Consider the following 13,538-nt stretch of genomic DNA (forward strand, 5'->3'; position numbering starts at 1 on the left):
CGATCTCCCCCTCAGACTTCTTCCACGCTGCTCGGCTCGCGCCGGGACAGGTCGATACCGAGCTCCTCGGCGGCCCTGAAGACGTCCTCGTCGGTGTCACGCATCTCGATGGACATGCCGTCGCTGGAGAGCACCTCGACGTTCAGGCACAGCGACTGCATTTCCTTGATGAGGACCTTGAAGGACTCGGGGATGCCGGGCTCGGGGATGTTCTCGCCCTTGACGATGGCCTCGTAGACCTTGACTCGGCCGAGGACGTCGTCGGACTTGATGGTGAGCAGCTCCTGCAGGGCGTAGGCGGCGCCGTAGGCCTCAAGGGCCCACACCTCCATCTCGCCGAAGCGCTGGCCACCGAACTGCGCCTTACCACCCAGCGGCTGCTGAGTGATCATGGAGTACGGACCGGTCGACCGCGCGTGGATCTTGTCGTCGACCAGGTGCAGCAGCTTCAGGATGTAGATGTAGCCGACCGAGATCGGGTACGGGAACGGCTCGCCTGAGCGGCCGTCGAACAGCCTGGCCTTGCCGGTCTCCTGCACCATGCGGTCACCGTCGCGGTTGGCGATGGTGCTGCTGAGCAGGCCGACGATCTCCTCCTCGTGCGCGCCGTCGAACACCGGGGTGGCGACGTTGGTGCGCGGCGCGACCTGGCCGAAGCCCTTGTCGCGCAGCCGCTCGGCCCAGGCCTCCTGGACACCGGTGATGTCCCAGCCCCTGGCCGCGATCCACCCGAGGTGGGTCTCGAGCACCTGGCCGACGTTCATTCGGCCGGGCACGCCCAGCGGGTTGAGGATGATGTCGACAGGCGTGCCGTCCTCGAGGAAGGGCATGTCCTCGACCGGGAGGATCTTGGAGATGACACCCTTGTTGCCGTGACGGCCGGCGAGCTTGTCGCCGTCGGTGATCTTACGCTTCTGGGCCACGTAGACGCGGACCAGCTCGTTGACGCCCGGAGGAAGCTCGTCGCCCTCCTCGCGGGAGAACACGCGCACACCGATGACCTTGCCGGACTCTCCGTGCGGCACCTTCAGCGAGGTGTCGCGGACCTCACGCGCCTTCTCACCGAAGATCGCGCGCAGCAGCCGCTCCTCCGGGGTCAGCTCGGTCTCGCCCTTGGGCGTGACCTTGCCGACCAGGATGTCGCCGGGAACGACCTCGGCGCCGATGCGGATGATGCCGCGCTCGTCGAGGTCGGCCAGGACCTCCTCGGAGACGTTGGGGATGTCCCTGGTGATCTCCTCGGGGCCCAGCTTGGTGTCACGGGCGTCGACCTCGTGCTCCTCGATGTGGATCGAGGAGAGGACGTCGTCCTGGACCAGCCGCTGGGACAGGATGATCGCGTCTTCGTAGTTGTGACCCTCCCACGGCATGAACGCCACGAGCAGGTTCTTGCCGAGCGCCATCTCGCCCTGGTCGGTGCAGGGACCGTCGGCGATGACCTGGTTGACCTCGACCCTGTCGCCCTCGGCGACGATGGGCTTCTGGTTGAAGGAGGTGCCCTGGTTGGAGCGCTTGAACTTGGCGACACGGTAGGTGGTGCGCGTGCCGTCGTCGTTCATGACGGTGACGTAGTCGGCGGAGACCTCCTCGACCACGCCGGCCTTCTCGGCGCTGATGACGTCGCCCGCGTCGGTCGCGGCACGGTACTCCATGCCGGTGCCGACCAGGGGCGCCTCGCTCTTCAGCAGGGGCACGGACTGCCTCTGCATGTTGGAGCCCATGAGCGCGCGGTTGGCGTCGTCGTGCTCCAGGAAGGGGATCATCGCGGTGGCGACGGAGACCATCTGGCGGGCGGAGACGTCGACGTAGTCGACCTCCTCGGCGCGCGCGAGCTCGGTCTCACCGCCCTTGGTGCGAACCAGGACGCGAGGCTCGGCGAAGGAGCCGTCGGGGTTGAGCTGCGTGTTGGCCTGCGCCTTGACGTAGCGGTCTTCCTCGTCGGCCGTGAGGTAGTCGATCTGCTCGGTCACCTTGCCGTCGACGACCTTGCGGTAAGGCGTCTCGACGAAGCCGAACGCGTTGATGCGCCCGTAGGAGGCCAGCGAACCGATCAGGCCGATGTTGGGACCTTCGGGGGTCTCGATCGGGCACATCCGGCCGTAGTGGGACGGGTGCACGTCTCGAACCTCGAAGCCCGCCCGCTCACGCGACAGACCACCGGGGCCCAGCGCGGACAGACGCCGCTTGTGCGTCAGGCCGGCCAGCGGGTTGGTCTGGTCCATGAACTGCGACAGCTGCGACGTGCCGAAGAACTCCTTGATCGACGCCACGACCGGGCGAATGTTGATCAGGGTCTGCGGCGTGATCGCCTCGACGTCCTGCGTGGTCATGCGCTCGCGGACGACGCGCTCCATGCGGGCCAGGCCCAGGCGGACCTGGTTCTGGATGAGCTCGCCGACGCTGCGCAGGCGACGGTTGCCGAAGTGGTCGATGTCGTCGGTCTCGACGATGACCTCACGGCCCTCGGCGCCGGGCATCGAGTCCTCGCCGGCGTGCAGCCTGACGATGTACTCGATGGTGGCGACGATGTCCTCTTCGGTCAGCGTGCCCTGGGTGATCTCGGCGTCGATCCCCAGCTTCTTGTTGATCTTGTAGCGACCAACCTTGGCCAGGTCGTAACGCTTGGGGTTGAAGTAGAGGTTCTCCAGCAGGGTCTGCGCCGACTCCTTGGTCGGCGGCTCGCCCGGACGGAGCTTGCGGTAGATGTCGAGCAGGGCGTCATCCTGGCCGGCCGTGTGGTCCTTCTCCAGGGTGGCCCGCATGGACTCGTACTGGCCGAAGCGCTCGAGGATCTGGTCGTTGGTCCATCCCAGTGCCTTGAGAAGCACGGTGACGGCCTGCTTGCGCTTACGGTCGATGCGCACACCGACGCTGTCGCGCTTGTCGATCTCGAACTCGAGCCAGGCACCCCGGGACGGGATGACCCTGCAGCCGTAGAGGTCCTTGTCGGAGGTCTTGTCGACGCTGCGGTCGAAGTAGACACCGGGGGACCTGACCAGCTGCGAGACCACGACACGCTCGGTGCCGTTGATGATGAAGGTGCCCTTCGGCGTCATGAGCGGGAAATCGCCCATGAACACCGTCTGGCTCTTGATCTCACCAGTGGTGTTATTGATGAACTCCGCCGTCACGAACATGGGGGCGGAGAAGGTCATGTCCTTGTCTTTGCACTCATCGACTGAGTACTTGGGCGGCTCGAACCGATGGTCACGGAACGACAAGGACATGGTCCCCGAGAAGTCCTCAATGGGACTGATCTCTTCGAAGATCTCTTCGAGGCCCGACTGGGTCGGGACGTCCTTGCGCCCGGCCTGACGAGCCGCCTCTACCCGGGCCTTCCACTTCTCGTTGCCAAGCAACCAGTCGAAGGACTCGGTCTGCAGAGCGAGAAGGTCAGGAACTTCGAGGGGCTCCTGGATACGCGAAAAAGAGACGCGACGGGGACCGGCGGGTACGGCGGAGGCGTTGCGCGAGGCTGCCAACAGATGTCCTTCCGAGGGCTCGCGGCGGACTGACTACACGCACGCCAGACAACCTCGCAACGTGAGCAAAGGAAGCGGGTCGTCAAAGGGCAGCGCAAAGGGGCAGTGTAGCCGAACGGCACACGCCTGTCCACTTCGCTCTCGCTGCATGCTCCACGTTGACCGCAGCATCGCCCGTCCGAGCGGAAACGTCAAGCCCGCGAGCCGGACTTTCGGCCAACTCAAAGCCTGGACGCTGGGATTTCTCCCCAAGGTGACAGCTCACTAGCCGACAGCCCCAAGACGATACCCGCGAGCCGGGGCCGCTAACGCTCTGTCACACCGGAGGCCGAACCCATGCTGCCGTGCGGTGGAACTGTGACTGAAGTACCCGCGCCGAGAGCTTCGCCAAACCTGGATTTTGATAACAATTGAAAGTCGGGACATGCCCGGACATCATGCGCTACCGAGCAGCGTGGACAGATCGCCGACCAGCCACTTCGAACCAGTCTTCACCATGACGAACCTGACCCGGTTCTGGATCACCTGCTGCCTCGGCTCGGCGCTGCCCGGCGCCTGCTTGACCGTCCCCATGTTCACGAACAGCAGCACGGCCACCCGGTCGGGCGTGGCGCTCTCGACCGCGGCCCCCGCCACCGAGACCTCCTGCACGGTCCGCTGCTCGGTGACCCTGGGCACCAGCGAGGCGCGCAGCTCACGGTAGCGCGCCGTCAGCGCGCCCGTGGTGAGGGCCTCGGCCCGCTTCAGGTCCTCCTCGATCGTCGCGTGGTTGTAGGACAGCAGGTCGGGTGCCATCGCGCGGGCGGCGGCCACGGCCTGCTCCCCCGACTGCCTGCCGCCGCGCAGGTCGTTCAGCTCGCCCAGCATGCGCACCGCGGTCCAGCCCACGAAGGCCACCGCCAGGGCCAGCACCGCCGCCATCGCGACCCTCACAGCACCTGCTCCGCTTTCGAGACCAGCCAGACGCCCTTGACCTTGGCCAGGTCCATGGACCACCTGAAGTAGCGGTCCTGGTCGGGGGTGCCCGACCCGACCCAGTTGATATGGGAGTCGGCGACGACCAGCACCTTCGCCGTGCCCTCGCCCATGGACACCACCCCCGCGGCCTTCACTGCGCCGGTCTGGACGACCTTGTTGGCGATGGTGGTCTCCTTGAGCTTGGGCGCGCCAGCCGAGTACTCGGCGAAGGCGGTCCCCGTGGAGGTGGCGAGGATCTTCTGGATGCTGGCGTCGGCGCTCTGGTAGTTGAGCGAGAGCAGGTTCACCGCGTGGACCGAGGCCGCCGCGAGCGCCGCCCGTCTGTCGGCCGCGGCCGCCTCCTCGTCGCGCACCTGTGCGCTCAGCCAGACGGCCGACCCCGACACCAGCAGCAGGGCCGCCGCCAGCGCGACGGTCAGCCTGCGCAGCACGGTCACCGACCTGGAGGAGCCAGCTGTGCCTGCCATATCGCGGGATCATAACGCCCGGTTCATTCCTTCAGGCGCCGAATGGCCGGGCCGGCGGCGGAGCGGTGTCACCGGCACCGCCGGCGCTCATCGACGATCTTCGTGCGGACCGGCGGCTCCGGCGAGACGTTCGGGCGTCAGCAGAGAGTCGCCGATCGCCTCTCTCTCGCCCGACAGACCCTTGACCAGCGCGTGCAGGTTGTCGATCAGCCTGCCGTGCTCGTCGTCGCGTCCTGCGATGTCGGCGAGCACGACGGTGAGGTTGTCGACCACGCTGCCGATCACCTCTTCGCGGTCGGCGAGCGGGCCCGTGACGGAGGAGATGTGACCGAGCAGGCTTTCGACCGTGCCCTCCTCGCCCTGCAGCACCTGGGCGATCTGCCGGCTCAGGGTGTCGACGTCCTCGGGGCGGATCGCCTTCAGCAGCGGCCTGAAGCCGTGGGACAGTGCGCTCACGTCGAGCGCAGGACGGGTGGTGGCCACGCGCTCTCCCGGCTTCAGGTAGCCGGTGGCGTCGCTGCCGGGGGTCAGGGCGAGGTAGCGCCGGCCGGCCAGGTTGCGCCAGCGGATCGCCGCGACGACGCCGCGCGGTAGCGGGCTGCTCCGCCTGACGGAGAAGGCGACCTCGGCCTGCGTGCCGTACAGGGAGATCTCCTCCACGCGGCCGACGCGGACGCCCGCCACGCGCACGTCGTCGCCCGGCCGCAGGCCGGTGGCGTCGGTGAAGAGACCCCTGTAGACCTGCGCGGGGGCGACCGTGGCGCCGGAGATCGTGAGGGCCAGCATCGCCGCGCACGCGGTGGTCAGCAGGGCGAACAGCGTGAGCTTCAGCCCCGCGCCGAGGGTGGTGGTCATCGGATCAGCTCGGTGATGTCAGCGAGTTTGGACAGGTCGCGCCCGATCGGCATGGGTCAGTGCACGCCGTTCATGTGTGCGTTGACGAGCCGGGGGTACTCCTCCAGCCAGTTGCGGCCGCGCTCGTCGACGAAGGAGCCCTGCGGCGGGATCACCCCGTTGGCGGCCAGCCACGCGCCGGGCGGCTTCTGGGTGCGGCGGATGCCGTTGCCGCTGGGCATCAGCTGCGGCGGGATCGGCGGCAGCGTGCCGGGGTCGTGGCCCTGCTGCGCCTCGGCCTCCAGCTCGGAGATGTCCTTCTCCTCCGACATGCCGATGGGACCGTGCCTGCGGGCGTTGAGGAACTGCCTGACCACGGGCTCGTCACTCGACAGCAGCATCTCGCGCGGCCCGAACATCACCAGTTCGCGCCTGAACAGCAGCCCGATGTCGTCGGGGACGGTGCGGGCGGTGTTGATGTCGTGGGTGACGATGAGGAAGGTCGCCTCGATCTCGGCGTTGAGGTCGACGATCAGCTGGTTGAGGTAGGAGGTGCGGACCGGGTCGAGGCCCGAGTCGGGCTCGTCGAACAGGATGATCTCGGGGTCGAGCACGAGCGCCCTGGCCAGGCCGGCCCGCTTGCGCATGCCGCCGGAGATCTCGCCAGGCAGCTTGCCCTCGGCGCCGACCAGGCCGACCAGCTCCATCTTCTCCATGACGATCTCGCGGATCTGCGACTCGCTCTTCTTGGTGTGCTCGCGCAGCGGGAAGGCGATGTTGTCGTAGAGGCTCAGCGAGCCGAACAGCGCGCCGTCCTGGAAGAGCACCCCGAACAGCCTGCGCAGCTCGTAGAGCTTGTTCTCGCTGCAGTTGGCCAGGTCGTAGCCGTCGATCCAGATGTGGCCGCGCTCGGGGCGCAGCAGGCCCACGAGGGTCTTGAGGAAGACGGACTTGCCTGTGCCCGAAGGGCCCAGCAGCACCGAGATCTCGCCGGCGGGGAGCGTCAGCGAGACGTCCTCCCAGATGACCTGCCTACCGAACGACTTGGTCAAGCCGTCGACCACGACCTCGACGCCCACAGGTCACCTTCCCGTCGCAGGTGGTAACGAGACGAACACTTTACCGACGCGCACGATCGTCGTAGGGAGCTTCCCGCGAATTGGACTCCATTCCAATAATCGGACGGGATTGTTACTTGCCGGTTATGTGAGGGCACACAGCGCGGTGGCTAGCCTGCGCCCAGGTCGTACAGAGTGACGCCGTCGACCGTCCGCGCCTGGTAGGTCTCCTGGACCCATGCGGCGATCCTGGCGGCGTCGTCGCTTCCCGCCGCGCTGCCCGCCCCGCGTCCCGTGGCCATGCCCGTGCCGACGAAGTAGTGGATCCTGCCCTCGGCGACGTACTGCTTGAACCGGGCGAGCGTGGGCGCGGGGTCGGTGCCGTTGAAGCCACCGACCGCCATCACGGGCAGTTCGGTGGCGAGCTGGTACCCCGAGGCGCTGTTCGAGCCGACCGTGGCGGCGACCCATGTGTACGGCCCCGCGCCCGCCTTCAGCAGCGCCACGACCTCGGCGCTCGGCGTCGAGGTGCTCAGCAGGCCGCCTCCCCCGCCGCCGCCGGGACCGCCCCGCACGAACCCTCCCTGCCGCCCACCGCCCTCGAATCCGCCCTGAAAGCCGTCCTGGGAGCCGTCCTGAGAACCGCCCTGGGAGCCGTCCTGAGAGCCGTCCTGAGAGCCGTCCTGAGAGCCGTCCTGGACCCTGCCGTCGGGCGCGGGGGCGGCCTGCGGCCGAGCTCTCCGCGGGCCGTCCGGGCCGTCGAACCCGCCTCCCGTGGACGGGCCCGCCGTCGGGATCGCCCCCGTGTGCCCCGAGGCTGCCGTGTCCACCGCGTACGCCGCGGGCCCCGCCAGACACACCGCCACCGCCACGGCCGCCGCCACCCCCACGACCCGCATCCCGGAGGCCGCCACCAGCGCGGCCGCCGCGACCAGACCACCGGCCAGCACCACCGACCCGAGCCAGCCGTTCCAGTCCTGGCTGCGCGACAGCAGCGTCCACGACCACACGCCCGACACCACCACGACTGCCGCGAGTGCCCATGCCGCCAGTGGCGCGCGCCTGCGCGCCCACAGCTCGGCCGTACCCATGCCGACCAGAGCCGCGATCGCGGGCGCCAGCGCCACGGTGTAGTAGGCGTGGAAGATCCCCTGCATGAGGCTGAAGACCAGCCCGGTGACCACCAGCCAGCTCCCCCACAGCGCGAAGGCCGCCCGCGCCGCTCCCCGCGTGAACCAGAGCCCTGCGGCCAGCAGGATGAGCGCGGCGGGAAGCAGCCAGGCGATCTGCCCTCCTGCCTCGGTGTCGAACAACCGCAGCCAGCCCGCCTGCTGGTTCAGGTTGCCGAGTCCGCCGTAGTCGGCGCCGTCGAGCCGTCCGATGCCGTTGTAGCCGAGCGCCAGCTCCAGCACGCTGTTGCCCTGCGAGCCGCCGATGTAGGGACGCTCACTCGCCGGCACCAGCGCGACGGCGACCGGCCACCACCCCGCCGACACCAGCATCGCCACGCCCGCCGCCACGAGCTGCCACACCCGCCGTCCGATCGTCGTCGGCGCGGTCAGCAGGTAGACCAGCGCGAAGCCGGGCAGAACCAGGAAAGCCTGGAGCATCTTGGCCAGGAAGGCGAAGCCGAGGCAGACCCCGGCCAGCACCAGCCACCGCGTCGCCGCCCTCTCCCCCGCCCTCACCAGGCAGTAGGCGGCCATGGTCAGCAGCAGCACGAGCAGCGCGTCGGGGTTGTTGAAGCGGAACATCAGCACCGCCACGGGCGTCAGCGCGAGCACCGATCCGGCCAGCAGCGCCGACCAGGCGGGGAAGTTCCTGCGCACGGTCGCGTAGAGGGTCGCGACGGCGGCCACTCCCATCAGCGCCTGCGGCGCCAGGATGCTCCATGAGCTGAGTCCGAAGACCCGCACGCTCAGCGCCATCGGCCACAGCGCCGCGGGCGTCTTGTCCACGGTGATGGCGTTGGCAGCGTCGAAGGAGCCGAAGAAGAACGCCTTCCAGCTCTGACTGCCCGCCTGCACCGCGGCCGAGTAGAAGGAGTTGGCCCAGCCCGACGCGCTCAGCCCCCAGAGGTAGAGCACCGCCGTCGCGAGCAGCAGCCCCGCCAGCGCGGTCCGCTGCCGCCTTCGCCCGATCGAGTTCATGCTCCGACGCTAGGAACGCTCTCTGAGATCAGCGTGAGATCCGGCTGAAGTTCGCATACGGGTGTCCTGACATACAAAAAGAGCGGAACCCACCCGGCACCAGGGTGGTGTTCCGCTCTTTCCGAAGAGACGTGCCGTCTTACTTGACGGTGACGGTGGCGCCGGCGCCCTCGAGGGCAGCCTTGGCCTTCTCCGCCTGCTCCTTGTTGACCTTGGCGTCGAAGACGGGCTTCGGAGCGCCGTCGACCAGGTCCTTGGCCTCCTTCAGGCCGAGGGAGGTCAGCGCGCGGATCTCCTTGATGACCTGGATCTTCTTGTCGCCGGCAGCCTCGAGGATGACGTCGAACTCGTCCTGCTCCGCAGCCTCTTCAGCCGGAGCGGCGCCGACCGGGCCGGCGGCGGCAACGGCGACCGGGGCGGCAGCCTTGACGTCGAAGGTGTCCTCGAAGAGCTTCACGAACTCGGACAGCTCGAGGAGGGTCATCTCCTTGAACGCGTCGAGCAGCTCGTCGGTGCTGAGCTTCGCCATGATGTTTCCTCCGTATGGATCTTGCTAAATGGTGAAACGGGACCGCGGTGAAGTTGCGGCAATCCCCGGTCTTACTCGCCAGCCTCTGCGCGCTTGGCGCGAAGGGCTTCGGCCAGCTGAGCCATGTTGGTGGGCAGCGCGGCGAACACGGCGGCAGCAGCGGACTGCTTCGCCTTCATCGCACCGGCCAGCTTCGCGAGGAGAACCTCACGGGACTCGAGGTCAGCGAGCTTGGTGATCTCAGCGGCGTCGAGGGCCTTGCCCTCCATGAAGCCGCCCTTGATCACCAGAAGGGGATTGGCCTTGGCGAAGTCACGCAGACCCTTCGCGGCCTCGACGACGTCGCCCGTGACGAAGGCAACGGCAGTCGGGCCGACCAGCAGGTCATCGAGACCGGTCACGCCGGCCTCGTTGGCCGCGATCTTGGTCAGGGTGTTCTTCGCCACGGCGAACTTCGCGTTCCCACCGAGCGCAACACGCAGCTGCTTGAGCTGTGCGACGGTGAGACCGCGGTACTCGGTCAGAACGGCGGCGCTGCTGCCCTCGAACTCGTTCTTGAGCTCGGCAACCGCTGTCGCCTTATCCGCCCTCGCCATGGGCCTCCTTCCAGGTGTGCCGCCGGCGAAGGCCTCCGAACATGAAACAAGCCCCGGCGCAGGCGCACGGGGCTCACCATGTGGAATCCACACAGAAGAACTTCGCATCTCACCTACGCGGGCCGTCCACGATGTGGATCCTTCGGTCACCAGGCCTTGAGGCACCCAGCGACGACCGGCGGTCTTTGGCAAGCACCAGAATAGGGGGCGATTAGTCAAGATGCCAAATCGCCCCCCGCTGGGGTCAGTTTCCGGTGTGCTTCGGCAGCTCGCCCACCTGCTCGGCGGGCGGCGCGACGATGGAGACCGGCTCGTTGAAGCCCTTGAAGAACAGGTTGGCGTTGAACGTGGCGCCCTTCTCCGCGCCGGTCATCGCCAGCTTGCGGGGCAGGCCGTCCGCGCCGACCCAGATGTCGAAGGTGACGTTCTTGAGCTCGCTCATGTGCTGCTTGGCCTGCTCCTGCTTGTCCGCGGGCAGCTGCTGCACCGCGGCGTCCACGGGGAACGTGCCGCTGTAGTGGGTGGTGTCGACGCCGCCCACGGCCTCGGTGCCGACCTGCTTGACGTTCTGCGAGGCGGTCACGAGCTTGGTGACGTTGGCCAGGTCGAACTGCTGGACCTGGTCGAGGTACTTGCTCGCGTCACCGCCCGCCGCCTCGTTCAGCGGAACCTTGATCCACGGCTTGGTCGCGCCGAGCATCTTGTTCAGCGCCTCGACGCGCAGGTAGACGGTGTCTCCCTGCAGGACGGCGCGAGCACCGCCCGGCAGGCTCTGCCCGCCGAAGTCGGCGCTGTCGAGCGTCAGGTCGGCGGCGAGCTGGGGCTTGCTCTGGTAGACCATCCGCCCCTGGACCTTGCCCGAACCCTCCTGCGGGTCCGTCACGTCCACGACGGCGTCCACGGTGTAGCTGGTGACGTCCTGCGTCTTCTGCGCGGCCTGCTCCAGGACCTCGGCGGCGGCCAGATTCACCTGGATGGGCACCGCCCCGGACGCGGTCGCTCCTGTCGATCCACAACCGGCGACCGCGACCAGGGCGGCGGCGCCCGTCGCGACGGCGGCGAGAGTAATCCTGCGCTTCAGCATGCTCCGACACTACGTCGCGAGGCCGCCTCAGGCGCACAGGGATGACCCGGAGATAACCCTGAGTCTGCTTCATCCCTATATACGTGTTGAATCCCATTCAGCACGGCGAATCGCCGGAAACGAAAGACCCCCGCAGGAAATCCCTGCGGGGGTCTGACGAGAAAAGCGGGATCAGCCGTCGAGCTCGGCGGTCATCGCGCGGGTCACGTTGGGGTCGACCGGGACGCCCGGGCCCATCGTGGTGGAGAAGGTGACCTTCTTGACGTAACGCCCCTTGGCCGCGGACGGCTTGAGACGCAGCACCTCGTCAAGGGCGGCGGCGTAGTTCTCGATGAGCTGGCGCTCGCCGAACGACGTCTTGCCGATGATGAAGTGCAGGTTCGCCTGACGGTCGGTGCGGAACTCGATCTTGCCGCCCTTGATCTCGGTCACGGCCTTGGCCACGTCCGGGGTCACGGTGCCGGTCTTCGGGTTCGGCATGAGACCACGCGGGCCGAGGACGCGGCCCAGACGGCCGACCTTGCCCATCAGGTCAGGGGTGGCGACGACGGCGTCGAACTCGTTGAGCCTGTTGCCCTTGGCGATGTCGTCGATGAGCTCGTCGGCGCCGATGATGTCGGCGCCGGCCTCGCGGGCAGCCTCGGCACGGTCACCGGTCGCGAAGACCAGGACCCGGGCGGTCTTACCGGTGCCGTGCGGGAGGTTGACCGTGCCGCGCACGATCTGGTCGGCCTTGCGAGGGTCGACACCCAGCCGCAGCGCCACCTCAACGGTGGCGTCGAACTTGGTGGTGGAGGTCGCCTTGGCCAGCTTCGCGGCCTCGGCGGGGGTGTAGAGCTTGTCGCGGTCGACCTGCGTCGACGCGTTCTTGTGCGCCTTGCTGCGCTTCACTTCTGTCTCCTCGGTGGAGTCTGTGGTCGCGGGCCAGCGCGTGGCCCTCCCACGGAACGAACGGAAAGGTCTTAGTCAGCGACGGTGATGCCCATCGACCGGGCGGTGCCGGCGATGATCTTCTCAGCGGCCTCGACGTCGTTGGCGTTGAGGTCGGGCATCTTCGTCTCGGCGATGCTGCGCAGCTGCTCGCGGCTCAGCTTGCCGACCTTGTCCTTGTGGGGAACCGCAGAGCCCTTGTCGAGGCCGAGCGCCTTCTTGATCAGCTCAGGCGCCGGGGGCGTCTTCGTGATGAAGGTGAAGCTGCGGTCCTCGAAAATGGTGATCTCAACGGGGATGATGTTGCCCCGCTGGGCCTCCGTGGCAGCGTTGTACTGCTTCACGAAGTCCATGATGTTGACGCCGTGCGGACCGAGGGCGGTACCGACCGGCGGGGCGGGCGTGGCCTGGCCAGCGGGAAGCTGGACCTTGACCAGTGCCGCGATCTTCTTCTTCGGAGGCATGTGTCCTTCTCCGGGTCCTGATTGCGGTGCCGTCCACCCGCGGGTGCGGGTGGACATGTCGGAAGGCCGCCCTTCGCGAGGGACGGCCTGCCCAACGTCTGTGACGACAGAGACGTGCGGGGGACTCCGGCGGCTAGAGCGCGCGCGGAGTCACACGTTCCCCATCGAGTGTATGCGAGGCTGTCAGATCTTAGAGACCTGGTTGAACGACAGCTCGACCGGGGTCTCGCGACCGAAGATCGACACCAGCACCTTGAGCTTCTGCGACTCGGGGCTGATCTCGCTGACCGAGGCGGGCAGCGTGGCGAACGGACCGTCCATGACGGTGACCGACTCGCCGATCTCGAACTCGACCGCAGGGCCCGCGGAAGCCTTGGCGGTGGCCTTCTTGGCCTCCTCGGTCGGCTCGGGCGCCAGCAGCTTGGCGACCTCGTCGATGCTGAGCGGGCTCGGCTTGTTGGAGAGGCCGACGAAGCCGGTCACGCCGGGCGTGTTGCGCACCGCGGCCCAGGACTCGTCGGTGAGGTCCATGCGCACCAGCACGTAGCCGGGCAGCACGCGCTCCTTGACCGGGACCTTCTTGCCGCTCTTGAACTCCTGGACGGTGTGCGTGGGCACCTCGACCTGGAAGATGTAGTCCTCCATGTTGAGCGACACGTTGCGGCTCTCGATGTTGGACTTCACGCGGTTCTCGTAGCCGGCGTAGGAGTGAATGACGTACCACTCGCCGAGCTGGCCGCGCAGGGAGCGCTTGAACTCCTCGACGGGGTCGATCTCCTCGACCTCGTCGTCTCCCTCTTCCTCGACGACGGCCACCGGAGCCTCGTCGGACTCCTCGACGTCGTCGGCGTCTTCGGCCTCGGGCTCCTCGACGTCGGTCTCCTCGACCTCGTCGATGGACTCCTCAGCGGCGACGTCGTCGTCCCACTCCTCGCGAGGGGTGTCTGAAGTCTCGGACACGGTGAC

Annotated in this window: 12 protein-coding genes; all 12 read right to left on the bottom strand. The window is 67.8% G+C overall.

Translation table 11 applies throughout. The features are described 5' to 3' along the window. Nucleotides 1-11: 11 nt before the first annotated feature. The 12 genes from rpoB to nusG all read right to left on the bottom strand — a co-directional run bounded on the left by rpoB (nt 12) and on the right by nusG (nt 13,532). On the bottom strand, nt 12-3,482 hold the full coding sequence (gene rpoB, locus ABFX55_RS31540; protein WP_346126319.1) for a DNA-directed RNA polymerase subunit beta: 3,471 nt from the start codon (nt 3,480-3,482) through the stop codon (nt 12-14). Nucleotides 3,483-3,917: 435 nt separating this feature from the next. Further along, on the bottom strand, nt 3,918-4,415 hold the full coding sequence (locus tag ABFX55_RS31545; RefSeq protein WP_346126320.1) for a hypothetical protein: 498 nt from the start codon (nt 4,413-4,415) through the stop codon (nt 3,918-3,920). Further along, nucleotides 4,412-4,927, bottom strand: coding sequence for a hypothetical protein (locus ABFX55_RS31550; protein WP_346126321.1), 516 nt, complete (start codon nt 4,925-4,927; stop codon nt 4,412-4,414). Before ABFX55_RS31550 ends, ABFX55_RS31545 begins: the two co-directional genes overlap by 4 nt. 87 nt (nt 4,928-5,014) lie before the next feature. Continuing rightward, the gene (locus ABFX55_RS31555; RefSeq protein WP_346126322.1) at nt 5,015-5,782 is read right to left on the bottom strand and encodes an MCE family protein; all 768 of its coding nucleotides are present in this window, start codon (nt 5,780-5,782) and stop codon (nt 5,015-5,017) included. Nucleotides 5,783-5,838: 56 nt separating this feature from the next. Further along, complete coding sequence (locus tag ABFX55_RS31560) at nt 5,839-6,840, bottom strand: ABC transporter ATP-binding protein (protein WP_346126323.1); 1,002 nt, start codon at nt 6,838-6,840, stop codon at nt 5,839-5,841. 149 nt (nt 6,841-6,989) lie between these two features. Continuing rightward, nucleotides 6,990-8,969, bottom strand: coding sequence for an ArnT family glycosyltransferase (locus tag ABFX55_RS31565; RefSeq protein ID WP_346126324.1), 1,980 nt, complete (start codon nt 8,967-8,969; stop codon nt 6,990-6,992). Between the two features lie 139 nt (nt 8,970-9,108). After that, a complete protein-coding gene (gene rplL / locus ABFX55_RS31570) occupies nt 9,109-9,498 on the bottom strand; it encodes a 50S ribosomal protein L7/L12 (RefSeq protein WP_183650926.1) in 390 nt (129 codons plus the stop codon). Between the two features lie 71 nt (nt 9,499-9,569). Further along, nucleotides 9,570-10,094 (bottom strand): 50S ribosomal protein L10, encoded by a 525-nt coding sequence (rplJ, locus tag ABFX55_RS31575; RefSeq protein WP_346126325.1) that lies wholly within the window; start codon nt 10,092-10,094, stop codon nt 9,570-9,572. Nucleotides 10,095-10,338: 244 nt separating this feature from the next. Then, nucleotides 10,339-11,178: an SCO4651 family lipoprotein gene (locus ABFX55_RS31580; RefSeq protein WP_346126326.1), complete on the bottom strand. Its 840-nt coding sequence runs from the start codon at nt 11,176-11,178 to the stop codon at nt 10,339-10,341. A 171-nt stretch (nt 11,179-11,349) separates the two neighbouring features. Further along, entirely contained in the window at nt 11,350-12,069 is a 720-nt protein-coding gene (gene rplA, locus ABFX55_RS31585) for a 50S ribosomal protein L1 (RefSeq protein WP_183650932.1), read from the bottom strand. 71 nt (nt 12,070-12,140) lie between these two features. After that, a complete protein-coding gene (gene rplK, locus ABFX55_RS31590; protein ID WP_183650935.1) occupies nt 12,141-12,572 on the bottom strand; it encodes a 50S ribosomal protein L11 in 432 nt (143 codons plus the stop codon). Nucleotides 12,573-12,755: 183 nt separating this feature from the next. Continuing rightward, nucleotides 12,756-13,532 carry a transcription termination/antitermination protein NusG gene (nusG, locus tag ABFX55_RS31595; protein ID WP_346126327.1) on the bottom strand — a complete coding sequence of 259 codons (777 nt, stop codon included), beginning with the start codon at nt 13,530-13,532 and terminating at the stop codon, nt 12,756-12,758. Nucleotides 13,533-13,538: the final 6 nt, after the last annotated feature.

The sequence above is a fragment of the Nonomuraea roseola genome, assembly GCF_039535395.1.
GTDB classification, from domain to species: Bacteria; Actinomycetota; Actinomycetes; order Streptosporangiales; family Streptosporangiaceae; genus Nonomuraea; species Nonomuraea roseola.

Coding starts and splice junctions, on each gene's coding strand:
- ABFX55_RS31550 (WP_346126321.1), bottom strand. CDS start 4,927: ATGGCAGGCACAGCTGGCTCCTCCAGGTCGGTGACCGTGCTGCGCAGG.
- ABFX55_RS31555 (WP_346126322.1), bottom strand. CDS start 5,782: ATGACCACCACCCTCGGCGCGGGGCTGAAGCTCACGCTGTTCGCCCTG.
- ABFX55_RS31565 (WP_346126324.1), bottom strand. CDS start 8,969: ATGAACTCGATCGGGCGAAGGCGGCAGCGGACCGCGCTGGCGGGGCTG.
- rplL (WP_183650926.1), bottom strand. CDS start 9,498: ATGGCGAAGCTCAGCACCGACGAGCTGCTCGACGCGTTCAAGGAGATG.
- rplJ (WP_346126325.1), bottom strand. CDS start 10,094: ATGGCGAGGGCGGATAAGGCGACAGCGGTTGCCGAGCTCAAGAACGAG.
- ABFX55_RS31580 (WP_346126326.1), bottom strand. CDS start 11,178: ATGCTGAAGCGCAGGATTACTCTCGCCGCCGTCGCGACGGGCGCCGCC.
- rplK (WP_183650935.1), bottom strand. CDS start 12,572: ATGCCTCCGAAGAAGAAGATCGCGGCACTGGTCAAGGTCCAGCTTCCC.